The organism is Geodermatophilus sp. SYSU D00766 (assembly GCF_054049915.1).
This window is the reverse complement of the sequence record NZ_JBJGYI010000032.1, coordinates 36,400-60,952: the sequence shown is the minus strand read 5'-3', so window position 1 is coordinate 60,952 and position 24,553 is coordinate 36,400. Positions and strand designations below refer to the sequence as shown.

At 74.9% G+C, this 24,553-nt stretch carries 26 protein-coding genes; 16 read left to right on the top strand and 10 right to left on the bottom strand.

The genetic code is table 11. The features are described 5' to 3' along the window. Nucleotides 1-119: 119 nt before the first annotated feature. The 5 genes from ACI8AD_RS19470 to ACI8AD_RS19450 all read right to left on the bottom strand — a co-directional run bounded on the left by ACI8AD_RS19470 (nt 120) and on the right by ACI8AD_RS19450 (nt 5,947). Complete coding sequence (locus ACI8AD_RS19470; protein WP_456872178.1) at nt 120-1,244, bottom strand: ABC transporter ATP-binding protein; 1,125 nt, start codon at nt 1,242-1,244, stop codon at nt 120-122. After that, nucleotides 1,228-2,289 carry an ABC transporter ATP-binding protein gene (locus ACI8AD_RS19465; protein ID WP_456872177.1) on the bottom strand — a complete coding sequence of 354 codons (1,062 nt, stop codon included), beginning with the start codon at nt 2,287-2,289 and terminating at the stop codon, nt 1,228-1,230. The genes ACI8AD_RS19470 and ACI8AD_RS19465 overlap by 17 nt, the downstream gene beginning before the upstream one ends. Next, entirely contained in the window at nt 2,286-3,236 is a 951-nt protein-coding gene (locus ACI8AD_RS19460) for an ABC transporter permease (protein WP_456872176.1), read from the bottom strand. Before ACI8AD_RS19460 ends, ACI8AD_RS19465 begins: the two co-directional genes overlap by 4 nt. After that, a complete protein-coding gene (locus ACI8AD_RS19455; protein WP_456872175.1) occupies nt 3,229-4,152 on the bottom strand; it encodes an ABC transporter permease in 924 nt (307 codons plus the stop codon). Before ACI8AD_RS19455 ends, ACI8AD_RS19460 begins: the two co-directional genes overlap by 8 nt. Before the next feature lie 139 nt (nt 4,153-4,291). Continuing rightward, nucleotides 4,292-5,947 carry a peptide ABC transporter substrate-binding protein gene (locus ACI8AD_RS19450; protein ID WP_456872174.1) on the bottom strand — a complete coding sequence of 552 codons (1,656 nt, stop codon included), beginning with the start codon at nt 5,945-5,947 and terminating at the stop codon, nt 4,292-4,294. A gap of 369 nt (nt 5,948-6,316) precedes the next feature. Between ACI8AD_RS19450 and ACI8AD_RS19445 the strand changes: the two genes are divergently transcribed. After that, a complete protein-coding gene (locus tag ACI8AD_RS19445) occupies nt 6,317-6,469 on the top strand; it encodes a CsbD family protein (protein WP_456872173.1) in 153 nt (50 codons plus the stop codon). Nucleotides 6,470-6,524: 55 nt separating this feature from the next. Here ACI8AD_RS19445 and ACI8AD_RS19440 read toward each other — a convergent pair whose 3' ends face one another. After that, entirely contained in the window at nt 6,525-7,286 is a 762-nt protein-coding gene (locus ACI8AD_RS19440) for a (deoxy)nucleoside triphosphate pyrophosphohydrolase (protein WP_456872172.1), read from the bottom strand. Nucleotides 7,287-7,312: 26 nt separating this feature from the next. Here ACI8AD_RS19440 and ACI8AD_RS19435 point away from each other — a divergent pair, with 26 nt between their 5' ends. The 8 genes from ACI8AD_RS19435 to ACI8AD_RS19400 all read left to right on the top strand — a co-directional run bounded on the left by ACI8AD_RS19435 (nt 7,313) and on the right by ACI8AD_RS19400 (nt 13,038). After that, nucleotides 7,313-7,792, top strand: a complete 480-nt coding sequence (locus ACI8AD_RS19435) for an RrF2 family transcriptional regulator (protein ID WP_456872171.1) — start codon at nt 7,313-7,315, stop codon at nt 7,790-7,792. 32 nt (nt 7,793-7,824) lie between these two features. Next, nucleotides 7,825-8,385 (top strand): adenylyl-sulfate kinase, encoded by a 561-nt coding sequence (gene cysC, locus ACI8AD_RS19430; RefSeq protein WP_456872170.1) that lies wholly within the window; start codon nt 7,825-7,827, stop codon nt 8,383-8,385. Nucleotides 8,386-8,416: 31 nt separating this feature from the next. Further along, entirely contained in the window at nt 8,417-8,512 is a 96-nt protein-coding gene (locus ACI8AD_RS19425; RefSeq protein ID WP_456872169.1) for a putative leader peptide, read from the top strand. Between the two features lie 97 nt (nt 8,513-8,609). Then, on the top strand, nt 8,610-10,280 hold the full coding sequence (locus tag ACI8AD_RS19420; RefSeq protein ID WP_456872168.1) for a nitrite/sulfite reductase: 1,671 nt from the start codon (nt 8,610-8,612) through the stop codon (nt 10,278-10,280). After that, nucleotides 10,277-10,465 carry a hypothetical protein gene (locus ACI8AD_RS19415; protein ID WP_456872167.1) on the top strand — a complete coding sequence of 63 codons (189 nt, stop codon included), beginning with the start codon at nt 10,277-10,279 and terminating at the stop codon, nt 10,463-10,465. The genes ACI8AD_RS19420 and ACI8AD_RS19415 overlap by 4 nt, the downstream gene beginning before the upstream one ends. Further along, entirely contained in the window at nt 10,462-11,172 is a 711-nt protein-coding gene (locus ACI8AD_RS19410; RefSeq protein ID WP_456872166.1) for a phosphoadenylyl-sulfate reductase, read from the top strand. The genes ACI8AD_RS19415 and ACI8AD_RS19410 overlap by 4 nt, the downstream gene beginning before the upstream one ends. A gap of 75 nt (nt 11,173-11,247) precedes the next feature. Continuing rightward, nucleotides 11,248-11,541 carry a 4a-hydroxytetrahydrobiopterin dehydratase gene (locus ACI8AD_RS19405; RefSeq protein WP_456872165.1) on the top strand — a complete coding sequence of 98 codons (294 nt, stop codon included), beginning with the start codon at nt 11,248-11,250 and terminating at the stop codon, nt 11,539-11,541. Between the two features lie 78 nt (nt 11,542-11,619). Next, entirely contained in the window at nt 11,620-13,038 is a 1,419-nt protein-coding gene (locus ACI8AD_RS19400; RefSeq protein WP_456872164.1) for an NAD(P)/FAD-dependent oxidoreductase, read from the top strand. Between the two features lie 21 nt (nt 13,039-13,059). Here ACI8AD_RS19400 and ACI8AD_RS19395 read toward each other — a convergent pair whose 3' ends face one another. Together ACI8AD_RS19395 and ACI8AD_RS19390 are read right to left on the bottom strand one after the other, a co-directional pair. Continuing rightward, entirely contained in the window at nt 13,060-13,452 is a 393-nt protein-coding gene (locus tag ACI8AD_RS19395) for a DUF3037 domain-containing protein (protein ID WP_456872163.1), read from the bottom strand. Then, complete coding sequence (locus ACI8AD_RS19390) at nt 13,449-14,303, bottom strand: HipA family kinase (RefSeq protein WP_456872162.1); 855 nt, start codon at nt 14,301-14,303, stop codon at nt 13,449-13,451. Before ACI8AD_RS19390 ends, ACI8AD_RS19395 begins: the two co-directional genes overlap by 4 nt. A 36-nt stretch (nt 14,304-14,339) precedes the next feature. Here ACI8AD_RS19390 and ACI8AD_RS19385 point away from each other — a divergent pair, with 36 nt between their 5' ends. Together ACI8AD_RS19385 and ACI8AD_RS19380 are read left to right on the top strand one after the other, a co-directional pair. Further along, the gene (locus tag ACI8AD_RS19385) at nt 14,340-14,888 is read left to right on the top strand and encodes a DUF1990 family protein (protein WP_456872161.1); all 549 of its coding nucleotides are present in this window, start codon (nt 14,340-14,342) and stop codon (nt 14,886-14,888) included. An 83-nt stretch (nt 14,889-14,971) separates the two neighbouring features. Continuing rightward, nucleotides 14,972-16,882, top strand: coding sequence for an adenylate/guanylate cyclase domain-containing protein (locus tag ACI8AD_RS19380; protein ID WP_456872160.1), 1,911 nt, complete (start codon nt 14,972-14,974; stop codon nt 16,880-16,882). 12 nt (nt 16,883-16,894) lie between these two features. Here the strand turns inward: ACI8AD_RS19380 and ACI8AD_RS19375 are convergent, their stop codons facing one another. Together ACI8AD_RS19375 and ACI8AD_RS19370 are read right to left on the bottom strand one after the other, a co-directional pair. Next, a complete protein-coding gene (locus ACI8AD_RS19375) occupies nt 16,895-17,773 on the bottom strand; it encodes a S8 family serine peptidase (protein WP_456872159.1) in 879 nt (292 codons plus the stop codon). Beyond that, nucleotides 17,751-18,332 (bottom strand): GAF domain-containing protein, encoded by a 582-nt coding sequence (locus ACI8AD_RS19370; protein ID WP_456872158.1) that lies wholly within the window; start codon nt 18,330-18,332, stop codon nt 17,751-17,753. The genes ACI8AD_RS19375 and ACI8AD_RS19370 overlap by 23 nt, the downstream gene beginning before the upstream one ends. Before the next feature lie 215 nt (nt 18,333-18,547). Between ACI8AD_RS19370 and ACI8AD_RS19365 the strand changes: the two genes are divergently transcribed. Genes ACI8AD_RS19365 through ACI8AD_RS19345 form a run of 5 tightly spaced genes read left to right on the top strand, consistent with a single transcriptional unit; the run spans nt 18,548 to nt 24,453 of the window. Continuing rightward, complete coding sequence (locus ACI8AD_RS19365) at nt 18,548-19,927, top strand: TldD/PmbA family protein (RefSeq protein ID WP_456872157.1); 1,380 nt, start codon at nt 18,548-18,550, stop codon at nt 19,925-19,927. Beyond that, nucleotides 19,924-21,237, top strand: a complete 1,314-nt coding sequence (locus ACI8AD_RS19360; protein WP_456872156.1) for a TldD/PmbA family protein — start codon at nt 19,924-19,926, stop codon at nt 21,235-21,237. The genes ACI8AD_RS19365 and ACI8AD_RS19360 overlap by 4 nt, the downstream gene beginning before the upstream one ends. Before the next feature lie 41 nt (nt 21,238-21,278). Further along, a complete protein-coding gene (locus ACI8AD_RS19355) occupies nt 21,279-21,953 on the top strand; it encodes a Crp/Fnr family transcriptional regulator (protein ID WP_456872155.1) in 675 nt (224 codons plus the stop codon). A 5-nt stretch (nt 21,954-21,958) separates the two neighbouring features. Beyond that, entirely contained in the window at nt 21,959-23,749 is a 1,791-nt protein-coding gene (locus ACI8AD_RS19350; RefSeq protein WP_456872154.1) for an MFS transporter, read from the top strand. Next, nucleotides 23,746-24,453 carry a hypothetical protein gene (locus ACI8AD_RS19345; RefSeq protein ID WP_456872153.1) on the top strand — a complete coding sequence of 236 codons (708 nt, stop codon included), beginning with the start codon at nt 23,746-23,748 and terminating at the stop codon, nt 24,451-24,453. Before ACI8AD_RS19350 ends, ACI8AD_RS19345 begins: the two co-directional genes overlap by 4 nt. Nucleotides 24,454-24,553 lie beyond the last annotated feature (100 nt).

Below are 24,553 nucleotides of genomic sequence, written 5' to 3'. Positions count from 1 at the left end.
GGGGGGGGGGGGGGGGGGGCCGGCGGGGGGGGCGCCCACCCCCCCCGGCGGGCGCCCCCCCACCCGGCGGCCGGGGGGGGCGCCCCCGCCACGATCAGGTCACCTGATCGTCGCGGGGCTCACTCGGCGTCGACGGGGACGACCATCCGGGCCTCGGCGAAGTGGCAGGCGCTCGGGTGGCCCTGGCCGCGGTCGACCAGCGCCGGCGCCTCCTGCGCGCAGATGTCCTGCGCCTTCCAGCAGCGGGTGCGGAACCGGCAGCCCGAGGGCGGGTCCGCGGGGCTGGGCACGTCGCCCTGCAGCAGGATCCGGTCCTTCTGCCCGCGCAGGTGCGGCTCGTGCAGCGGCACCGACGACAGCAGCGCCTGCGTGTAGGGGTGCGACGGCGAGGCGTACACCTGCTCGTCGGTGCCCTCCTCGACGATGCTGCCGAGGTACATCACCGCGACGCGGTCGGAGATGTGCCGCACCACCGACAGGTCGTGGGCGATGAACAGGTAGGACAGGCCGAACTCGTCCTGCAGGTCCTCGAGCAGGTTGACCACCTGCGCCTGCACCGAGACGTCGAGCGCCGACACCGGCTCGTCGCAGACGATCACCTCCGGCTGCAGCGCCAGCGCGCGGGCGATGCCGATGCGCTGCCGCTGCCCGCCGGAGAACTGGTGCGGGTAGCGGTTGACGTAGTCGGGGTTGAGGCCGACGCGGTCGAGCAGCTCCTGGGTGCGCTTGAGCCGGCCCTTCTTCGGGGCGACGTCGTCGTGCACCGCCCAGCCCTCGGCCACGATGTCGCCGACGGTCATCCGCGGGTTCAGCGAGGCGTAGGGGTCCTGGAAGATGATCTGGACCTCGCGCCGGTAGTCCTTGAGCGCGCGGCCGCCCATGCGGGCGACGTCCTTGCCCTTGTAGAGGATCGACCCGGCGGTCGGCCGCTCCAGCGCGACGATCAGCTTCGACACCGTCGACTTGCCGCAGCCGGACTCGCCGACCAGGCCCACGGTCTCGCCGCGCCGCAGCGTCAGGTCGACGCCGTCGACGGCGCGGACGTGGCCGATCGTGCGCTTGAAGACGATGCCCTGGGTCAGCGGGAAGTGCTTCTGCAGCCCCCGCACCTCCAGCAGCGTGTCGCCCAGCGGGCCGCGCGCCCCGGACGGCGCGGGCTTCTCCAGCGTCGGGGCCGCCGGGGCAGGAGCCGGCTTCGACAGGGACGACGCCGCGGTGGCGCCGTGCTCACGGGGCTCGGACACCGAGAACCTCCTCGCTGTAGTGGCAGGCCGCCTCGCGCCCCGGGACGACCAGCCGCAGCGGCGGGACGTCGGTCGAGCACTCGCGGCCCGGCGCGGCCTCGGCACCGAGCCGCCGGCGGGCGCAGCGCGGGTGGAACGGGCAGCCGCTCGGGATGCGCGCCAGGTTCGGCGGCTGGCCGGCGATCGGCTGCAGCCGCCCGCCCTTGGCCTCGACCTGGGGCACCGACCCCATGAGCCCCTCGGTGTAGGGGTGCGCGGGGCGGGTGAAGACGTCGTCGACGGTACCCCGCTCGACGATCTCGCCGGCGTACATGACGGCGACGTTGTCGGCCACCTCGTTGACCACGCCGAGGTCGTGGGTGATGAGGATCAACCCCATGCCCGTCTCCCGCTGCAGGTCCTTGAGCAGGTCCATGACCTGCGCCTGCACGGTGACGTCGAGGGCGGTGGTCGGCTCGTCGGCGATGAGGATGCGCGGGTCCAGCGCGATCGCCATGGCGATCATGACGCGCTGGCGCATGCCCCCGGAGAACTGGTGCGGGTAGTCGTCGACGCGGCGGGCCGCGGCGGGGATCCGCACGCGGTCCATCAGCTCGACGGCGCGCTTGCGCGCCTCCTTGCGCGACATCCCCCGGTGCGCCCGAAACATCTCGCCGATCTGGAACCCGACGCTGTAGACGGGGTTCAGCGACGACAGCGCGTCCTGGAAGATCATCGAGATGCCGGGGCCGCGGACCCTGCGCTGGTCCTCGGCCGACATCTCCAGCACGTTGCGGCCCTCGAACCAGATGCCGCCGCCGCTGATGACCGCGGGCGGGGTCTCGAGGATCCCCATGATCGCCTGGGCGGACACCGACTTGCCCGACCCGGACTCGCCGAGGATCGCCAGGGTCTCCCCCGCCGCCAGGCTGTAGCTCACGCCGTTGACGGCGTGCACGGTGCCCGAGCGCGTGCGGAACTCCACGCGCAGGTCGTCGACGTCGAGCAGCGGGGTGCCGGCGGGGGCGGCGTCGGAGCCGGGCTTGGACAGGTCGAGGTTGGTCATGCGCGCTGCCTCGGGTCGAGGGCGTCGCGCAGGGCGTCGCCCATCATCACGAACGCCATCACGGTCACGGTCAGGACGATGCTCGGGAAGAGCACCAGGTGGGGCGCGGTGCGCAGCAGCGACTGGCCGTTCTCGATCTGCAGGCCCCACGAGATCGCCGGCCGCTGCAGCCCCACACCGAGGAAGGTGAGGGTCGCCTCGGCGGCGATGAGCACGCCGATGGTGATCGTCGTGTACACGAGCACCGGCGCGACCGCGTTGGGGAGGATGTGCCGCACCAGGATGCGGCTGTTGGAGGCACCCATCGCCCGGGCGGCCGCCACGTAGTCCGAGCTCTTCACCGCGATGACCTGGGAGCGCACCAGCCGCATCGCCGTCATCCACCCGAAGGCGGCCAGGGCGATCGCCACGGCGACGACGCCGCGGCCGAGGATCCCGCTGCGCAGGACCACGATCGCGCCGAGGATGAAGGGGATGGCGTAGAAGATGTCGGTCAGCCGGCTCAGCAGGCTGTCGACCCAGCCGCCGTAGAACCCGGAGAGGGCGCCGACGACGACCCCGAGCACCAGGACGACGACGATGGCGAGCAGGCCGATGATCAGCGAGTTGCGCGCGCCGTAGACGACGTTGGCCAGGTAGTCGCAGCCCTGCTGGTCGAAGCCGAACCAGTGCTCGGCCGAGGGCTTCTGGTTGCTGTTGCTCAGGCTGCAGTCGCGGGGGTCGGCGCCCCGCGCGAACAGCTGCGGGACGATCGCCATCAGCAGGAAGACCACGCCGAACACGGCGCCGATCCAGAAGAGCGGGTTGCGCTTGAGCTCGCCCCAGGCGTCGCTCCAGAGGCTGTTCTGCCGCTCGTTGGTGACGTCGATCGAGGGACTGGCCAGCCCCGTCGTCGTCCCGGCCTCGACCTCGTCCTTGCGCAGGTCCACCTGCTGCTGGTCAGTCATAGCGGATCCTCGGGTCGAGGACGGCGTAGAGCACGTCGACGACCAGGTTGAAGAAGATGAAGAAGAACACCATCAGGGTGACGATGCCGACGACGACCGCGCCCTCCTGGGCCTGGACGCTGTCGAAGACCGCGCGGCCGATGCCGGGGAGGTTGAACACCGTCTCGGTGACGATGGCGCCGCCCATCAGGGTGCCGATGTCGGCGCCGATGAAGGTGACGACCGGGATCAGGCTGTTGCGCAGCGTGTGCCGGGTGATGACCGTCCGGTTGGGCAGGCCCTTGGCCCGCGCCGTCCGGACGTAGTCCGCCCGCAGGTTCTCCGCCACGCTCGTGCGCGTCAGCCGGGCGACGTAGGCCAGCGAGCCGGACGCCAGCACCAGGCCCGGGAGCAGGTAGCTGTACCAGCCCTCCGTGATCCCGGCGATGGGGAACCACCCGGCCTTGACCCCGAGCACGTACTGGGCGACGAAGGCCAGCACCAGGATCGGGATCGCCACGATGATCGTGCTCGAGACGAGCACGACGTTGTCCAGGAAGCCGTTGCGCCGGATGCCGGCCAGCAGTCCGGCGAGGATGCCGATGACCGCCTCGATGGCGATCGCCACGATCGTCAGCCGGATCGTCACCGGCAGGCGCTGCTCGATCGTGTCGAGGACCTCCCGGCCGCGGAAGTCCGTGCCGAAGTCGCCCTGGACCAGGTCACCGAGGTACTTCACGTACTGGACCGGCAGCGGGTCGTCGAGGTTGAACTCCTCGCGGAGCTCCGCGACGACGGCCGGGGCGAGCGGTCGGTCGCCGCCGAGCGCGCGGATGGGGTCACCCGGGAGGGCGTACACCAGCGCGAAGATCAGGAAGGAGGCGCCGATCAGGACGGGGATCGTCAGCAGGAGTCGGCGCGCTATGTAGCGGCCCATGTCCCCCCTCGGGTGAGCGCGCCGGTGACGATCGCCGGCGCGGGTTCATCGTGCTCCTGTCCGGGCACACGCGCCGCCGGGGGCGGCTGTCCCGTGGTGGGACGGCCACCCCCGGCGGGCGGTGGTGCGGACGGGTGGGTCAGCTGTTGACGGTCACCGCGGCGACGTCGATGTCACCGAACACGTCGATGACGACGTCGCTGACGTTCTCCGAGCGGAGCGCCTGCTCCAGGTCGAAGAACATCGGCATGATCGGCATGTCCTCCAGCAGGATGTCGTCGGCCTGCTGGTAGGCCGCGATCGCCTGCTCGTTGTCCGAGGCCCCGTTGCCCTGCTGGACGAGGGAGTCGAACTCCGGGTTGGAGTAGAACGACGCGTTCGAGCCGGCCGGCGGGAGCGCCGCGGTCGAGTACAGCGGCTCGAGGTAGTTCTGCGGGCTCGGGTAGTCCATGCTCCAGCCGAGCCGGAACGGACCGGTCATGCCCTGCTCGTCCTGGAGCGGCAGGTACTCCGAGAAGTCGAGGTCACCGCGGAGGGTGTACTCGATGCCGAGGTTCTCGCGCAGCTGGTTGCCGACGGCCTCGACCCACGCGTCGTGGCCGGCGCCGGCGTTGAACCACAGGTCGATCGGCTGGCTGCGGTCGAAGCCGGCCTCGTCGAGCAGCTGGTTGGCCCGGTCGACGTCGAGGGTGCAGTACTCGCAGGCACCCTCGCGGTACCCGTCGACGACCGGCGCGATGGCGTCGTCGGCGGCCGTGCGGCTGCCGCTGAAGATCGCGTCGGAGATCGCCTGGCGGTCGACGGCCATGGACAGCGCCTGACGGACCCGCTTGTCGGAGTAGCGCGGGTCGTAGGTCGGGAACGCCATGTAGGTGAAGCCCGACGACGGCGCCTCGATGAAGCGGTCGCCGAAGGTGTCCTCGGCCCCGGCGAGTGCGTCCGGCGGCATGTCCGGGAGCACGTCGAGGTTGCCCGCCTCGACGTCGTTGAGGCCGGTGTTCAGGTCGGCGTAGACGCGGAACTCGACCTCCTCGGCCTTCGCGGGCTCGTCACCGGCGTAGTCCTCGTACCGGGTGACGGTGAAGCCCTGGCCGGGGACGAAGTCCTCGCTGGCCTGGAACGGGCCGTTGCCGACCGGCCGGGTGCCGAAGGCCTCCGGGTCCTCGAAGAAGGACTCCGGCAGCGGGTAGAAGGCGTTGTAGCCGACGGTCACCGGGAACTGGGCGAACGGGCTGGCCAGCGTCACGGTGAAGGTCTGGTCGTCGACGACCTGCAGGCCGCTCATCTCGGTGGCGGCGGGCTCACCCGTGGGGTTGCCGGCGTCGTCGGTCGGGGCCTGGAGCTCGTCGTAGCCCTGGATGTTCGAGAAGAAGTACGAGGCGCCCTGGGCGTTGGGGCTGTAGGCGCCCCAGTTCCACGCGTCGACGAACGACTGCGCGTTCACCGGGGTGCCGTCGTGGAAGGTCCAGCCGTCCTTGAGCGTCACGGTCCAGGTGGTGTTGTCCTCGGACTCGATCGACTCGGCGACGCCGGTGTACTCGACCGCACCGTCCGCGGCGTACTGCACCAGACCGGTCCACAGGGACGAGAGGACCTGGTGCCCCTCGGACTCGGTCGTGTTGCTCGGGATCAGCGGGTTCTCGGGCTCGCCGATGTAGATGCTGAAGGTGCCGCCCTCACCACCGCCGCTGCCGCTGCCCGACTCGCTGTCGTCGCCGCCGCCACAGGCGGTCAGCAGCAGCGCGGCCGACAGACCGGTCGCGACGAGCGCCGACCGGCGCTTGCTCAACTTCACGTGCGATGCCTCCCTCGTCCCGCACCTGCGGGGGGAACGGACTGGTCGATGCTCACCCGGACGCGCTGGCCGGGCGTCGGCGCCCATCAGGTGAACACCCGGGATCGGTCCCGGAACGCCGCGAGCGACCCTAGGCAGCCCCGGGGAGGACCGTCCACGACCGTCACCGATTTGTGACCCTGGCTCACGACCTTGCGGGGCGCGATGCAAACGGCACGGTACGCGGCCCCCGTCACGACACGTGTTGCGGCCCCCGCCCGCTCATCCCGGAGGACTTCCGCCGCCCGGGTGAGCGGGGTGTCGGAACCCCAGCGGGGGGTAACCCGGGGTCCCCGAGGAGAGGAGCTCACGGTGAGCGGGATCGACAAGGTGAAGAACAAGGCTCAGGAGCTCTCCGGCGAGGGCAAGGAGCGCGTCGGCGAGGCGACCGGCGACCGCGACCTGCAGGCCGAGGGCGCCAACGACAAGGCGGCCGGCAACCTCAAGCAGGCCGGCGAGAAGGTCAAGGACATGTTCAAGTAACGGCAGACCACCTCGCCACGGGCGCCGTCCCCGCGGGGACGGCGCCCGTGGCGTGTCAGGCGCCCCCGAGGAGGTCGCGGACGGCGGGCAGCAGCGGGCGGTCGGCGGCGATCCAGTCGAGTCCCTCGAGGTCGTCCGCGCGCACCCAGCGCAGGTCGCGGTGCTCGCGGGCGACCGGCTCCCCGGCGACCAGCCGCGCCTGCCAGACCCGCAGGGTGGAGGCGCCCGGCGCGCCCCCGGCGACGACGCCCTCGAGCGGCACCTCGCCCAGGAAGGCCTGCGGCGCGACGGTGACCTCGAGCTCCTCGGCGCACTCCCGGACCAGGGCCGCGGCCTGGTCCTCCCCCGGCTCGACCTTGCCGCCCGGGAACTCCCACAGCCCGGCCAGCGGGCCGGCGTCCCGCTGGGCGACGAGCACCTCGCCCCCCCGGACGATCGCCGCGCCCACCACCTGGACGACGTCGAGGGCGCGCAGCGCCGCCGCCGCGGCGTAGCCGTCCAGGTGCCGCCGCATCGCCCGCCGCACCCGGCGCCGCAGCACCGCCCGGTCGACCAGGCGGCCGAGCACGCCGGGCAGGCCGGTGTCCCAGACGACCCGTTCCTCGACGACGGTGCCGTGCCCGGTGGCGGTGAACGTCCGCGCGTGGGTCAGCCGGCGCCACCCCCGGCGGGGGCCGGCGGCGTAGACGTCGGACACCGGGCGGAGGGACTCGACCTCCTCCAGCGGGAACGGCCAGGGGCGGCCGAGGGCGCGGGCGACGTCGAAGGCGACGGTCAACGGCGCCGCCACGATGGTGGTGAAACGGAGCCGGTCCACCTCCCCACCCTCGCAGAGCGGGCAGGATGGGCCCCGTGCGCATCACGGCCCGGGTCGACTACGCCGTCCGCGCGGCCGTCGAGCTGGCCGCGGTGGCGCCGGACGCGCTGACCTGCGACCGCATCGCGCGGGCCCAGGACGTCCCCGCCCGCTTCCTGCAGGGCATCCTCGGCGACCTGCAGCACGCCCGGCTGGTCACCAGCCAGCGCGGCCGCGAGGGCGGCTACCGCCTGGCGCTGCCGCCGTCGGAGATCTCGATCGCGCGGGTCATGCGCGTGGAGCAGGGCTTCCTCGCCGAGGTCCACGGCCAGCGGCCCGAGGACGTCAGCTACCCCGGCGTCGCGGCGGAGCTGGCCGGCGTCTGGGTGGCCGCGCGGGAGGCCTACCGGCGGGTGCTCGAGGAGGTCACCCTCGCCGACGTCGTCGCCGGGAAGCTGCCCGGCCACGTCGCCGAGCTGGTGGCCCTCGACAGCGCCTGGCGCTCCTTCGGCGACGACCCCGCCTGAGCGGCCGCGCGTGGCTGGGCGAGACTCGGCCGGTGAGCAGCGCGCAGCACGGTGGGGTCACCGTCTTCCTCACCGGCCTGTCCGGCGCGGGCAAGTCGACGATCGCCGACGCCCTCGTCGCCGGGCTCGAGGCCGAGGGCCGGCCGGTGACGGTCCTCGACGGCGACGTCGTGCGGACTCACCTGTCCAGCGAGCTGTCCTTCTCCCGCGAGCACCGCGACCTCAACATCCGCCGCATCGGCTTCGTCGCCGGCGAGGTGGTCCGCCACGGCGGCACCGTCGTCGTCGCCGCGATCGCGCCGTACGAGCAGGCGCGCGAGGAGGCGCGGGCGCTGGTCGAGCGGCACGGCCGGTTCGTGCTCGTGCACCTGGCCACGCCGCTGGAGGTCTGCGAGGCCCGCGACGTCAAGGGCCTCTACGCGCGGGCCCGGGCCGGGGAGATCCCGGGGTTCACCGGCATCGACGACCCCTACGAGCCGCCGGCGCGCGCCGAGCTGGTGATCGACACGTCGGTCACCCCGCTGGAGGAGTCCGTGGCGCGCATCCGCGCGGCCCTCGACGGGACGGGCGACGGCGGGACACCCGCCCCCTGACCGGACGGGTCCCCCGCGCGGGTGTGCGACCATGGCAGGCGTGACGGATCGCGGCAGCCTGCTCGTCGCGCGTCTGCACGTCGACCTCGCCCGGGTCAGCAGCGCCGCCTGTCGCGCCGCGCGCTGACCACCAGTCCTCCCCGCGGCGCGAGTCGCGTCCCCGATCTGGCAGCGCGCTCCGCGCGGGTGCGAACCGGCGCGGACGGCGCAGGAAGTAGTACACCGTGTCCGCACCACCCCGTTCCGGCCGGCCGGTCCGCGGCCAGGGCCAGTGGGCGCTCGGCTACCGGGAACCGCTGAACCCGAACGAGCGCATGAAGAAGGACTCCGACGGCCTCGAGGTCCGGCAGCGGATCCTCGACATCTACGCGAGGACCGGCTTCGACGGCATCGACCCCGGTGACCTGCGCGGCCGGATGCGCTGGATGGGCCTCTACACCCAGCGGGCCCCCGGCATCCCCGGCGGCAAGACCGCGGTCCTGGAGCCCGAGGAGCTCGAGGACTCCTACTTCATGATGCGGGTGCGCACCGACGGCGGGGCGCTGACCAGCGAGCAGCTGCGCACCCTCGGCGCCATCAGCACCGAGTTCGGCCGCGACGTCGCCGACGTCACCGACCGGCAGAACATCCAGTACCACTGGATCCGCATCGAGGACGTCCCCGAGATCTGGGAGCGGCTCGAGGCGGTCGGCATGACCACGACCGAGGCCTGCGGCGACACCCCGCGCGGGATGCTCAACTGCCCGCTGGCCGGCGTCCTCCAGGACGAGGTCATCGACGCCACCGACGTCATGGCGCAGACGGTGGCCCGGTACGTGGGCGACCCCGAGTTCAGCAACCTGCCGCGCAAGTGGAAGACGTCGATGTCGGGCTGCGTCGACCACTGCACGGAGCCCGAGATCGACGACGTCTCCTTCGTCGGCGTCGTCGGCCCCGACGGCCGGCCCGGCTTCGACCTGTGGGTGGGCGGCGGCCTGTCGACCAACCCGATGTTCGCCCAGCGGATCGGCGTCTTCGTCCGCCCCGAGGAGGTCACCGAGGTCTGGGCGGCCTGCACGGCGGTCTTCCGCGACTACGGCTACCGCCGGCAGCGCAACCGGGCCCGCATCAAGTTCCTCATGGCCGACTGGGGTCCGGAGCGCTTCCGGCAGGTGCTGCAGGACGAGTACCTGCACCGTGCGCTGCCCGACGGCCCCGCTGCTGCGGCGCCCGCGCACGCCTCGCGCGACCACGTCGGCGTGGCCCGGCAGAAGGACGGCCGCAACGCCGTCGGTTTCGCGCTGCGCACCGGCCGGATCACCGGGACGGTGCTCACCCGGATCGCCGACCTCGCCGACCGGTACGGCGCCGGGCGCATCCGGACGACGACGCAGCAGAAGATGGTCGTCCTCGACGTCCCCGACGAGCACGTCGAGGACCTGGTCGCCGCGCTGGCCGAGCACGACCTGCTGGTGCGCCCGAGCGCGTTCCGCCGCGGCACCATGGCCTGCACCGGCCTGGAGTTCTGCAAGCTCGCGATCGTCGAGACCAAGCAGCACGCGCAGGACCTCTACGCCGAGCTGGAGAAGCGGCTGCCCGGCTTCGACGTGCCGATCGGCATCAACGTCAACGGCTGCCCGAACAGCTGCGCCCGGTTCCAGACCGCCGACATCGGCCTCAAGGGGTCGATGGTGCGCGACGACTCCGGCGAGATGGTGGAGGGCTTCCAGGTCCACCTCGGCGGGCACCTCGGCGTCGAGGCGTCCTTCGGCCGGAAGTTCCGCGGCCACAAGGTGACCAAGGCCGAGACGGCCGACTACTGCGAGCGGGTGCTGCGCGGCTACCTCGAGCGGCGCGAGCCGGGCGAGGGGTTCGCCGCCTACGTCGCGCGGGCCGAGGAGGCCTGGCTGCTGTGAGCGAGGAGGTGGAGGACACGGGGAGCCGCCCGGGAAGGCAGCGGCAGCTCCCCGTGTTCCACTGCCCGTACTGCGGTGACGAGGAGCTGACCCCCACCGGGGACTCCGGCGGCGAGTGGCACTGTGCCGCGTGCCTGCGCACGTTCACCGTCCGCCTGACCGGGACAGGGGTGCAGCGACCGTGACCACCGCCGTGCGGGCCACACCGGAGCTGGCCGCCGAGGCCGACGCCCGCTTCGAGGGGATCGCCGACCGGGTCGAGCAGGCCCTCGCCGTCCTCCGCTGGGCCGGCGAGACCTTCGGCGACGGGTTCGCCATCACCTCGTCGATGGCCGACGGGCTGCTCGCCCACCTCGCCTCCCGGGCCGTGCCGGGCGTGCACGTCGTCTTCCTCGACACCGGCTACCACTTCGCCGAGACGATCGGCACCCGCGACTGGATCAGCGGCGTCCTGCCGATCACGCTGGTCAACGTGACGCCGCCGCTGACGGTGGCGGAGCAGGACGCCGAGCACGGCCCGGCGCTGCACGACCGCGACCCCGACCTGTGCTGCTCACTGCGCAAGGTGCAGCCGCTGGCCGCCGCGCTGGCCGGCTACGCGGCGTGGGGCTCGGGGGTGCGCCGCGACGAGGCGCCCACCCGCGCGGGCACCCGGGTCGTCGACTGGGACGCCAAGCGGGGCATGGTGAAGGTCAACCCGCTGGCGGCCTGGACGCAGGACGACGTCGACGCCTACCTCGTCGAGCACCAGGTACCGGTCAACCCGCTGCAGGAGCTCGGGTACGCCTCCATCGGGTGCGCGCCGTGCACCCGGCCGGTCGCCCCGGGCGAGGACCCGCGCGCCGGTCGCTGGGCCGGCCGCGGCAAGACCGAGTGCGGCCTGCACCTCTGAAGGACCTCGCCCCACCCCACGACGCGCGCCGCGGGACCCGGGGACGAGGCCGTTCCAGCACGGCAGGATGGGCACGTGCCCCGGCCGCCGAAGCTGTCCCCCGACGACGTCGCCGCCGCGCTGCGCGACCTGCCGGCGTGGTCCGGCGGGCCCGACGGCATCCGGCGCAGCCTGGAGCTGCCCGGTTTCCCGGACGCCGTCGCCGCGCTCGTGCGCATCGCGTTCGTGGCCGAGCAGCTGGACCACCACCCCGACGTCGACCTGCGCTGGCGCACCCTGCACCTGACGCTGGTGAGCCACTCCGCCGGCGGGGTCAGCGAGCTGGACCTGGAGCTCGCCCGCCGCATCGACGGCCTCTTCCCCGGCTGAGACGACCGGAGCCCAAGGACTCTCCCGGCCCGCCCCTCCGCGCTCCTAGCGTGCGGCAACGAGCGGGAGGAGGCCGCCATGGCCGACGTCGTCGTGCTCGGTGGCGGGGTGTGCGGGCTCGCCTCGGCACTGCTGCTGGCCCGTGACGGGCACGAGGTGACCGTCCTGGAGCACGACCCCGACCCGGTGCCGGGCACGCCCGAGGAGGCGTGGGCGCAGTGGCACCGCGGCGGGGTCGCGCAGTTCCGCCAGCCGCACTACCTGCAGCCGCGGGCGCGGCTGGTCCTCGACGCCGAGCTGCCGGACGTCAGCGCCGCCCTCGCCGCCGCCTCCGCCGTCCGCTTCGACACCCTGACCACGGCCCCGCCCACGGTGCCGCCGCTGGACCGGCGACCGGACGACGACCGCCACGTCACGCTGACCGCCCGCCGCTGCGTGCTCGAACAGGTCCTCGGCCGCACCGCCGACGAGCAGCCGGGCCTGCGGGTCCGGCGCGGCGTGACCGTCACCGGCCTGCTCACCCGGCCGCTGGACGGGCGCCCGCACGTCACCGGTGTCGCCACGACCGACGGGGACGTGGCCGCCGACCTCGTCGTCGACGCCACGGGCCGGCGCTCGCCGCTGCCGCGGTGGCTGCTCGAGGCCGGCAGCCCCCCGGTGCAGGAGGAGTCGGTGGACAGCGGGTTCACCTACTACACCCGCTACTTCCGCTCCGGCGACGGCCGCCTGCCCGAACCCCGCGACCGGCTCAACGTCGCCCTCGGCTCCTTCTCGGTGCTCACCCTGCCCGCCGACTCCGGCACCTGGTCGGTGACCCTCTACACCGCCTCCTCCGACCGGCCGCTCAAGGAGCTGCGGCACGAGTCGGCGTGGACGGCGGTCGTGGCGGCCTGCCCCCGGCAGGCGCACTGGCTCGACGGCGAGCCGCTGACCGGCGTCCTGCCGATGTCGGGGATCCTCGACCGGCACCGCCGGCTGTCCGACGGCGAGCGCCCGGTGGCCACCGGCATCGCGCCCCTGGCCGACGCGTGGGCCTGCACGAACCCCTCGATCGGCCGGGGCATCGCGCTGGGCCTGGTGCACGCGGTCGCGCTGCGCGAGGTGGTCCGGCAGCACCTCGGCGACCCGGAGGGGTTCGCGGCGGCGTGGGACGCCGACACCGAGGCCCGGCTGACCCCCTGGTACCGGGCCACGGTCGCCGTCGACCGGGCCCGGCTCGCGGACATGGACGCCGCGCGGGAGGGCCGCCCGCCGCCCTCGCCGCCCCCGCCCCCCGCGCCGGCCGCGCTCGGCCCGGCGCTGGCCCGGGCCATGGCGTTCGACGCGGAGGTCTACCGCGCGTTCATGGAGGTGGTGGACTGCCTGACCCTGCCCGCGGAGCTGTTCACCCGCCCCGGGTTCGCTGACCGGGTCCTGCAGGTGGCCGGCGCGCACGAGCACCCACCGCCGGCCGGCCCGACGCGCGAGCGGCTCCTGGAGCTGGTCGGGGCGACCTGACCGCGGGGCGCGCTCCGGTGGTCACTCCGTGACGGGGAGCACCAGCAGCCGCAGCAGCCGGTCGGCCTCGGCGTCGGGGTCCTCGGTCAGCCCGGTGTGCACCGGCCCGGGCTGCACGACGGTGCTGCGCGGCGCGGTCAGCCAGCGGAACCGCGAGCCCAGCGCCTCCCGTCCGGCCGCCCCGGCGGCGGGGTCGGCGGCGCACACGTCGGCCGCGGCCTGCAGCGCCTGCGCGATCGCCCCCGGGTCGGCCGTGGGGTCCAGCACGCGCAGCCGGTCGGCGTCGAGGTGCACCCGGCTGCCGAGGTAGTCGCGCTGCCGGCAGTAGACGAGGACGCCGGCGTTGATCGCCTCGCCGCGCTCGACCCGCGGCACCACCCGCAGGACGGCGTACTCGAAGGTCTCCCGGCTCACCGCTGGGTGATCCCCTCGGGCGGGGGCGGGCCGAGCCAGGCCGGCCGGTTCTCCCCGCGGGGCGCCCGCCGCCGCGACCCGCCCGCGGCCGCCGCGGCCACCAGCCCGGGCAACCAGGCGTCCCGGGCGGCCAGCCGGGCGAGCAGCTGGGCGACGTAGCGCTCCCGGACGTCGTCGGGGTCCTCGTCGGGTGTGGGTCCCTCGAGCCAGTCGTCGGGCACCTGGCGCAGGACCTCCTCCAGCAGCGGCCGGGTCACCCGGCCGGCCAGCGCGGCGTCGGCCGCGCGGACGTCGGGGGAGCACTCCACGAGCGCGTGCTGCGAGGCGTCGTAGGGCCGGGCGACGGCGGCCCCCGCGCCGGACCAGGAGTGGTGGAAGGTCAGCGCGGCGCCGTGGTCGATCAGCTGCAGCCGGCCGTGCCAGAACAGCATGTTGGGGTTGCGCCAGGACCGGTCGACGTTGCCGACGAGCGCGTCGAACCACAGCACCCGCCCGGCCGGCTCCGGCCCGACCGAGTGCGCGCCGGCCTCGAAGTCCAGCGCCCCGGGCAGGTAGTCCAGCCCCAGGTTGCGCCCGGCCGAGCGCTGCAGCAGCTCCTGCACCTCGGGGTCGGGCTCCCCCACGGCCAGCTCCGGTGCGATGTCGACGGTGACCAGCGCCGGCACCGGCAGCGCCAGCGCGCGGGCCAGCTCCCCGCACACCACCTCGGCCACCAGCACCCGCACGCCCTGGCCGGCGGCGCGCCACTTCACCACGTAGGTGCCCAGGTCGTCGGCCTCCATGAGACCGGGCAGCGAGCCACCCTCGCGCAGCGGGGTGACGTAGCGGGTGGCGGTGACGGCGGGCAGCACAGTGCCGGTCAACCTACGCCGGGCCACACTGGGCGCATGGGCCTGTTCCGGGCCGTGTCGCCCGAGGGCCTGCGCGACGCGCCGCTCACCTACGCCGAGGTCGGCGCCACCCGGGAGCCCGAGCTGCCGGCCGGCTACCTGCACGGCGCGTGGACCGAGGTGGTCGGCTCGGGGCGGGTGACGTTCGAGCGGGTGGCCGCGGCGGTGTTCGACTGGACGCCGCAGCGCAGCGTGGGCCTGCGGGTGCGCGCGAGCGGGTCGCCGGGCGAGGTCGGCACCGTCGTCGTCCTGACCGCGGGGCTGCCGCGGCTCGGCTACGACATCCCCTGCCGGGTGGTGTGGGCGTCGACCACCGGCGACGAGCGCGGCTACGCCTACGGCACCCTGCCCGGGCACCCGGAGAGCGGGGAGGAGTGCTTCACCGTGCGGCTTGCCGAGGGCGGTGACGTCGTCGTCTCGATCCGGGTGTTCTCCCGGCTGGCCACGCCCGCCGCCCGCGCCGTCCCCCCGGTCAGCCGGTTCGTGCAGGCCCTGGCGACCCGCCGCTACCTGTCCGCACTGCGCCGGGCCGCCGCCGCGCCTTGACCAGCAGAGGGGTCGTCGTGAGGCTGTAGCACCCACACCGCAGGTGCCGCTGCCGGAGCGAGCACTGCGGGTGCGGAGGAGCCGTGGCCACGGGGGACGTCGTCGGGCAGGGCGCGCTGCCCGATGCCGCGTTGAGCGGAGCACGGCCACGCCGCTGGTGGAGCGGCACGCCGCGGGGGCGGCCCCTCTGGGCCTGGGCCGTCGCCGCCACCACGCTCGTGCTGCTGGGGTGGCCACCCGGGCGACGGCCCTCCTGGGACGTGGTGACCGTCAGCCACGTCCTGTCGGTGCTCGTGTGCCTGGTGGCCGGGTGGCGGCTGCTCACGCATCCCGTCCAGCGGCCGAACGGTGCCCTGATGCTGGCCCTGGCACTGACCAGCTGTGCCGAGGGCTCGCTGCAGGACGTCGCCACGGGCCCGTGGGAGGTGCTGTCGTACCTCCTCGAGCCACTCGTCGCGCTGCCCTTCGCGGTGCTGATGCTGCGGTGGCCACGGCAACGGCTGCAGACCCGGGCGGAGCGCTGGGCCCTCCTGTACGCGGCCGCGACCCTCCCCCTCCTCCGGGTGCTGAACATCGTCACGTGGGACCCCCGGTGGATCGGGTACACCGGGCCGGGCTGGTGGCCGACGCTCGTGCACGACCAGGCGCTCGCGGACTCCGTGTTCCGCATCGAGATGGTCAACTGGCTCGTCCTGACCACGTTGTTCCTGGTCCTCCTGGCCCTGCGCGTCCGCCGGGCGGCGACGGTGGAGCGCCGGGCCCTGGTCCCCGTCGTCGTCGCCGGCCTCGCCTTCAGCGGGCACGTTGCCACGACCGCACTCGTCTGGATCGTCGACCTCGACCACGCGACCCCGGCCGTCCTCGTCTCGGCCAACCTGGCGTTCATGGCCATCCCGCTCGGCGTCCTCCTCTCCCTGGGAGTGCAGCGGGTCCAGCGGGCCCTGGCGGTCGAGGCGCTCCTCCAGCCTCGCCGGCTGCCCGACCCCGAGTCCGTCAGGACGGCACTGGCGCGCGCCCTCGGCGACCGGGACCTCGTCCTGACCCTCTGGTCCCCCGAGCGGCAGGCCTTCCTCACTCCGGACGGTCGGGAAGTCGCTGGTGCGGCCCCCTCCCGGCACCGGGTGGACCTGGCCACCGCCGACGGCGCCCCGCTGGCGAGCCTGGGTATCGATCCCCGGCTCACCGACGAGACCGACCTGGTGGAGACGGTGACCCGTGCGGCCGGGCTGGCGCTCGACAACGCGCGCCTGCAGGCCGAGCTGCGGGCGCGGCAGCGGGAGGTCGACGAGTCCACGACCCGCCTGCTGCAGGCGGGGGACGTGGAACGCTCGCTGTCCCGCCTCGTGCCCGGTGGCCTGGCCGAGCGGCTGCGCACCGACCCCTCGGCGCTCACCCGTACCGACCGACTGACCGTGACCGTGCTGATGTCGGACGTGCGGGGTTACAGCACGCTGGCGGAGCGCGCCGAGCCCGCCGAGCTGGCCGAGCAGCTCAACGACCACCGCCGGGAGATGAACCGGGTCGTCCTGGCCGAGGGCGGCACGGTCGTGCAGTACGTGGGGGACGCCGTCCTCGCCGTCTTCGGCGCACCGGACCCGCAGCCCGACCACGCCGTTCGAGGGCTCCGCGCCGCCCTGGGGATGCACGCGGCGCAGGAGCGGCTCGACCGGAGCTGGGCGGCCCGGGACCGCCGGCCGTTCGGACTGGGGATCGGGATCTGCACCGGCGAGGTCGCGGCCGCCTTCCTCGGCAGCGAGGAGCGGCTGGAGTACACGGTGGTCGGTGACACGGTCAACCTGGCCGCCCGCCTCTGCGACCTGGCCCGGCCGGCGGGCAGCACCGTCGCCTCGGCCACCACGGTGGCCGGTGCGGTGGGCCCGTGGTCGGCGACGGCCCTCCCACCGCTGCGCGTGAAGGGACGGGTGGCGACCGTGTCGGCCTACCGCGTCGACGACGCCGCGCGCACTCCGACGCGGTCCCCGCAGTCCGCCTGACCGCCGGGCGGCTCAGCCGGCGTCGTCGACCACGGCGTCGTCGGCCACGGCGTTGTCGGCCACGGCGTTGTCGGCCACGGTGTTGTCGGCCACGGCGTTGTCGGCCAGTGCCTGCAGCACCGTCTTGACCTGGAACGGGGTGAGCCCCGGGTGCTCGCCGAGGATCCGGGCGGCGTGCCCGGCGACGACCGGGGCGGCGAAGCTGTTGCCGGTCGCGGTGATCGAGCCGCCGTCGAGCCAGGCGACGTCGACGTCCACCCCGGCCGCGCCGAACTCCACGGGCGGCTCCGGGTTGAACGAGAAGCCGGGGCCGGGCTGGGGTCGGGCGGCCACCGAGCACACCGACGAGTACAGCGACGGGTAGCTCTCCGCCGGGCTGTTGTTGACCGCCGACACGAGCAGGACGCGCCGGAAGTAGGCGAGGTCGGCGAGGTCGTGGAACAGGCCGTGGTGCTCCCGGCGCGAGCTGCTCAGCGACAGGTTCACCACGTGCATCCCGTGCTCGATCGCCCAGCGGAGCCCGGCGGCGAAGACCAGGCCCTTGCCGGTGAGCCGCCGGCCGAGCACCCGGACGCTGTAGATCTCGCACTCGGGCGCCAGCGCCCGGATCACCCCGGCGCAGGCGGTGCCGTGTCCGAAGAGGTCCTCGTGCGGCCCCTCCTCGACCCGGACGCCGTCGGCCGTGTCGGGGTCGTACTCGAGCGCCACACCGCCCGCGACGCCGCCCACGCTCGGGTGGGAGCCGTCGACCCCGCTGTCGACGACGGCGACCCGCACGCCCCGGCCGGTCCCGGCGCCCTCCGCCCACCCGGGCGTGATCGGCACCCCGAGCGGCCGCACCCCGCCCAGCCGGCCGGGGGTGAAGGCCTCAGACCAGGCCGGCAGGTCCACCGCGCCGTCCCAGGTGGTCGAGCAGGGCGGTGAGCAGGTCACCGGCCGCCCGCTGTCCGGCGGGGTCGAGCCGCGTGACCTCGCGCAGCAGGGTCGGCAGGTCCGGCCGGTCCGGCTCCGGCGCGCCTCCTGCCCGGACCGCGTGCCCGGCGTGCGCGGCCAGCGCGGCCAGCAGGTCGAGCCGGTCGGCGGCCTCGGCGCGCGGGTCCAGCACCTCGACCACGCCGAGCGGTTCCCCGCCCGCGGTCACCGGCGCGGCGAGCAGCACGCGCGGGACGTAGCCGGTGGACTCGGCGACGTCGACGGCGAAGCGCGGGTCGGCCCGGACGTCGGAGACGGCGATCGGCTGCCCCGAGGAGACCACCCAGCCGGCGATCCCCCGGCTGACCGGCAGGCGCAGTCCCACCACCTCGGCGGCACCCTCGCCGCTCGCCGCCCGGAACAGCAGGTGCTCCTCGTCGGGCTCCAGGACAGCCAGCGAGCAGGCGGCCGCTCCGAAGGAGCGTCGTCCCAGGTCGGTGAGCGACGCGAGCAGCGCCGGGGGGTCTTGTGCGTCCACGGCACCTCCCTGAAGTGTCCGGCACCCGACCGGCCGGGTGTCGGGCGGACGACAGTCCGTCCGCCGCGTCGTCGGGACTGTGGCTTCCTACCGCACCGACGACCGACGGAGGACCCGATGAGCCATGCAGAGGACGACGTCACCGGCCATGGCCGGGGGAACCCCGACGACGACAGCGACGACGGCGACCGTTCCGGCGCGGGCCGCCCCGACCGGTGAGCGGGCCGGTCCCGCCGGTCGACCTCGACGACGTCGCGGCGGCCCTCACCGCCGCGATGCGCCGGGGCGGGGCCTGGAGCGAGGTCTTCGCCGAGCAGCGGACCAGCGCGACCTCGCGCCTGCAGGATGGCCGGCTCGAGCTCCTCGGCGACCGCGACATGGGCGCCGCGGTGCGGGTCGGCGGCGCCGGTGCACGGGGATCGGCGTCGACCACGGTCCTCGACCGCGGCGCACTGCTGGCCGCGGCCGGAGCCGCGGCCGCCGTCCGGGACGGTAGGCCGGGCGCGGCGGTGCGGCCGCTGCACGGGGAGCCGGCGGCCCCGGCCGACCCCGATCTCGACGTGGCCGGGCACGCCGACCTCCTGGGCCGGTGCGCGCAGGCAGCCCGGGAGGGGGGACCGGGCATCCGCTCGGTGACCGTGACGCTCGTGCAGGTCGTGCAGTCGGTGCTGGTCGCCACCAGCGAGGGGCGGTTGGCGCGCGACACCCGCACCCGGACCCGGCTCACCTGCCGCGTGGTGGCGCGCCGCTCGGGCCGGACGGCCACCGGCTTCGAGGGCCCCGGCTGGGGCGGGCTCGCCCTGACCGGAGGGACGACCCCGGAGGAGGTCGGGGCGACTGCGGGGCAGCGGGCGCTGCGGCTGCTCGGCGCCGTCGCGCCACCGGCCGGCGCCCTGCCGGTGGTGCTCGGCCCGGGCGGCGGGGGGCTGCTGGTGCACGAGGCCTGCGGCCACGGGCTGGAGGCGGACGGGGTGGCACGGGGCACCTCCGTCTACTCCCGCACCGTGGGCCGCCGGCTCGCGGGACCGCACGTGACCGTCGTCGACGACCCGACCGTGCCCGGCGGCTTCGGCTCCTACCGGGTCGACGACGAGGGCACTCCCGCCGCCCGCACCGTGCTGGTCGACGCCGGCGTGCAGGTGGCCGCGATGACCGACCGCAGCACCGCCGAGGAGCTGCGGTGCGCCGGCACCGCCAACGGCCGGCGGGAGTCGGCGGCCGCTCCCCCGCTGTGCCGGATGAGCAACACCTCGCTGCGGCCGGGCCGCGACGACCCGGCCGCCGTCCTCGCCGACCTGGCCCGCGGGGTGTACGTGACCCGGCTGTCCGGCGGTGAGGTCGACGTCGCCAGCGGGGACTTCGCCTTCACGGCGAGCGAGGCGTTCCTGGTCGAGCGCGGTGAGCCGACCGTGCCGCTGACCGGCGTGACCCTGCTCGGCAACGGCCCCGCGGCGCTGGCCGGGATCACCGCCGTCGGCGACGACCTCGCGTACGTCCAGGCACTGTGCGGCAACGACGGCCAGTGGGTGCCGGTGTCCTACGGCAGCCCGACGCTGCGCATCGACGGCCTCACGGTCACCGGGAGCGGGTCGTGAGGGCCCCGGCGGAGGCCGCGGACGCGCTGCTCGGCCGGTGTCGCGGCGACGAGGAGGCCGAGGTGTACGCCCTGCACCGCGTCGTCACCCGCGTGGAGGCCGGCACGGGCGGCGAGCTGCGCCAGGTCAGCCGCGCCGAGACGGTGGGCCTGGGGCTGCGCGTGGTCGCCCTGGGCGCCGCCGGCCCGCGGACCGGATACGCCTCGACCACCGACCTGGGCGACGACGGGCTCACCGCGGCGCTCACCTGGGCACGGGCCGCGGTAGCCCGCGCCGTGCCCGACGAGGCCGACCGGCTCCCGGTCGCGCAGCCGCACCCCGCGCCCGCGGCACCTGGCCTCCCCGACGGCGAGCCCGTCGACTCCGGGGTGGCGACGGCGGTCGAGCTGGCGCGGCTCGGCGGCTCCCTCGACCCGCGGGTGCACACCGTCGACGTCGCGTCGTGGCGGGAGGATCGGGCCGAGGTCACCGTCGTCTCCACCCGGGGGGTGCGGGTCCGGCACGGGCGGCGGTCGGTCGAGGTGGAGCTCGGCGTGGTCGGCGGCGACGCGCACGGCGGCGCGACCGGCTGGGCCGGCCGGCGGGCCGACGACGGCTGCGACGTGTCCGCCCTGGCCGCCGAGGCGGTGGCCGAGGCCACCGCGCTGCTCGGCCCGCGCGCCGCAGTGCCCGAAGGGCTGCCGCTGGTGCTGGCCCCCGAGGTGACCGCGACGCTGCTGACCGCCCTCGGCCGCGCACTGACCGGACCCGCGCTGGACGGCGCCAGCCCGTTCCGCGGCCCTCTCGGGACGTCGCTGGCGTCCCCGGCGGTGACGCTCGACGACGACGGCCTGTCCCCGCTCGCCCCGGCGGCCGGGCCCGTCGACGACGAGGGGGTGCCCCGCCGGGTGACCCGGTTGCTCGACGGCGGCCGGCTGGCCGGGGTGCTGCACACGTCGGCGACCGCGCCCGCGGGCGCCGCGTCGACCGGCAGCGCCCGCCGGGGCAGTCACCGCTCGCTGCCGGTGGTCGCCCCGACGCTGCTCCGGCTGGCGCCCACGGACGCGCCGGTCGCCCGTGACGGGATCGTGGTCCGGCAGCTCGCCGGCGAGGGCTCCGGCATCCGCCCGGTGACCGGCCGGGTCGACGTCGGGCTGGTCGCCCACCTGGTCAGCGACGGCGAACCCGCCGGCCGGCTACCGGTCCTGCCCCTGGCCAGCACGCTGGGTGAGCTGTGGTCGGCCGTCGTCGCCGTCTCGCCGGACGGGCGCGTCGTTCCGGGTTCCCCTGCCCTCGCCCCGACCGTCATGATCCGGGCCGGACTGCTGTGACCTGCGTCACCGCTGCCCAGGATGTCGACACGGGGGCTCAGATGGACGACACCGCACGTGCGCGCGCGCTCCGGCGCTGCGCCCTGTTCTCGGGACTGCCCGACGCGGACCTGCAGCGGCTGGCCGCGTCGTCGACGGCCCGCCGCTACCGGCGGGGCCAGTTCGTCGTGCTCGAGGGCGACCCGGGCGACTCGCTGCTGATCGTGGCCGAGGGCAGCCTCAAGGCGGTGGCCACCTCGCCGCACGGCGAGGAGCTGCTGCTGGCCGTCCTGGAGCCCGGCGAGTCCGTGGGCGAGCTGACGGTCGCCGACGGCGGGCAGCGCTCGGCCACCGTGGCCGCCCTGACCGACGCCACGGTGGTGCGCATCCCCCGCGAGACGGTGCTCGCGGTCGCCGAGCGCTCACCAGCGCTGACCCGGGCGCTGCTGGCCTCCCTCGCGGGCACGGTCCGGCGGCTCACCGGTGACGCGGCCGACCTCGTCTTCCTCGATACGCCGCGGCGGGTGGCGAAGCTCCTGCTCGGCCTCGCGCCGCCGGACGGTGCCCGGCGGGTGCACCTGGGGCTGACCCAGTCCGAGCTCGCCGAGCGGGTGGGATCGTCGCGGCAGACGGTCAACGCGGCGCTGCAGGGCTTCCAGCGACGCGGGTGGATCACCGTCGACGGCCGCGACGTGGCGCTGCACGACGTCCCCGCGCTCCGCCGGTTCGTGGGCTGAGCGCCGTGGCGGGCCGGCGGGGCGCCCACCGCGCGGTGAGCCCGACCCGGTCGGTGCTGCGTCGGCGCGACTTCCGCCTGTACCTGCTCTCGTTCACCACCTCGCGCCTCGGCGACTTCCTCTACCTGGTCGCCCTGGTGGCCTACGTCTTCGAGGAGACGGGCTCGGCGGCGTGGGTGTCGGCGGCGACGCTGAGCCGGTTCATCCCCTACACGCTGCTGTCCCCGATCGCCGGCGTGGTCGCCGACCGCTTCGAGCGGCACCGGGTGATGGCCGTGGGCGACCTCGTCCAGCTCGCCGCCATGACCGGCCTGACCGTCACCGCGGCGATGTCCGGTCCGGCGCCGGCCGTCGTCGCCCTGTCCGCGGTCTCGGCGTCGGCGGCGACGCTCTACCAGGCGTCGGCGAGCGCCCTGGTGACCGCGGTCGCGCCGGAGGACGAGCTGGCGGCGGCCAACTCGCTCACGAGCACGGTCAGCGAGGTCGCCTTCGTGGCGGGCCCCGCGGCGGGCGGGCTGCTGCTGCTCCTCGGGGACCCGGTGGTCGCGTTCGGGATCAACGCGGCCACCTTCGCCGTGTCCGCCGTCCTGCTGCTGGCCATCCGCAGCCGGTCGGTGCGCGCCGCCCGGGAGGAGGGCGCCCCGCGCTCCGGGGCGCTGGCCCAGCTCCGGGAGGGCGCGGGGGCCCTGTTCGGCGACCGGCTGGTGCTGGTCCTGGTGGTGTGCCTGGTCGCCGGGTCGTTCGTGTACGGCATCGAGCTGGTGGTGCTGGTACTGGTCAGCGACGAGCTGCTGGGCACCGGCACGGGCGGGCTGGGCTGGCTGCTCGCCGCGTCCGGTGTGGGCGGCGTGCTCGGGGCGGTGCTCAGTGCCCGGCTCGCCCGTGCCCGGCGGCCCCGTGCCGTGATCGGTGTGCTGGTCGTGCTCACCGGCGCCCCGCTGGCGACCCTGGCGGTGCTGCGCGCCCCGGCGCCTGCCTACCTGGTGCTGGTCGTCGAGGGCATCGCGATCGTCGCCCTCGACGTGCTCGTGGAGACGGCGCTGCAGCGCAGCGTGGCCGGGGACGTCCTGGGCCGGGTGTCGGGCCTGGTGCTGTCGCTGACCGCCGTCGGCACCGCGGCCGGGACCTTCCTGGCACCGGCGCTCGTGGCCGGGCTCGGACTACCGGGGGCGCTCGCCGTCGGGGGGCTGGTGCCGGTGCTGCTCGCGGCGGCCTCGCTGCTGTTCGTCGGTGACCTCGACGCCGCGGCGGAGCGCGGCCGCCGGGCGCTCGCGCCGAGGGTCGCGGTGCTGGAGCGGCTGCGGCTGCTCGACGGCGCCGGCCGGCCCACGCTCGAGCGGCTCGCCGCCGCCGCCGCGGAGGAACGGGTGCCGGCCGGGGCGGTCGTGCTGCGGCAGGGCGACCCGGCCGACGACCTCTTCGTGCTCGTGGAGGGCTCGCTGGTGGTCGACCACGACGACGGCCGCGGGCCGCGCCGGGTCAACGAGATGGACGCGCCGGACTACCTCGGCGAGATCGGCCTGGTGGAGCGCGTGCCGCGCACCGCGACCGTGACGACGGAGACCGACGCGCTGCTGTGGCGGATACCCGGAGCGCTGTTCCTCGACGCGGTCAGTGGCGGCCCGGCGCTGAGTCCGGCTCTCACCGCCGGGATCGGCAGCCGGCTGGCCCGCACCCCGCTGGCGGCCGGTGTCGCGCAGGCGACAGCTCCCGCGTCACCGGACCGACAGACCGCCACCCCTCCCGACCGAACGCTGGCAGCACCAGGCACCACCGACACGAGGAGGACACCATGACCGAGCAGCCGCCCACGCCTGTCCCCGACGACGTCGAGGGCCACATGCCCTTCCGGTACAAGGCCGAGGCGGAGCGCGATGAAACCGACGACACCGAAGGCCACGGCTTCCGGTACAACGGCGCCGACGCCGAGCGCGACGAGACGGACGACACCGAAGGCCACATGCCCTTCCGGATGAAGGCCGACGCCGAGCATGACGAGACCGACGACACCGAAGGCCATGCGTCCAAGGTCAAGTTCGTCGACGCCGAGCGCGACGAGACCGACGACGTCGAAGGCCATGCACCTCGATGGGGCGGCGCCGACGCCGAGCGGGACGAGACCGACGACACCGAGGGCCATGGGAGCAAGTACAAGTTCGCCGAGGTCGAACGCCAGGAGACCGACGACACCGAGGGCCACATGCCCCTCCGGTTCAAGGCCGACGCCGAACGCCAGGAGACAAGCGATGTGGAAGGCCACATGCCGTTCAAGCGCGACGAGGCCAACGACGTCGAGGGGCACATGCCCTTCAGGTACCGAGCCGAGGCCGAGCGCGACGAGACACAGGAAGTCGAGGGCCACGGCCTCCGAAACCCCGGTGACATGGGAACCGACGACACCGAGGGCCACATGCCTTGGAAGCGCGGCGAGACCGACGACGTCGCCGGTCACCTGAGCGGGGCGTTGGGGTCCAAGAAGAAGACCGAGCACGACGCCTGATGTCTCGGCGGGCGGTGGGGCCACAGACCCCACCGCCCCCTGGTCGTACCGCCGGTCAGCCAGTGCCGGCAGGACCGCTGCCGAGCGCGGGCACCGACGG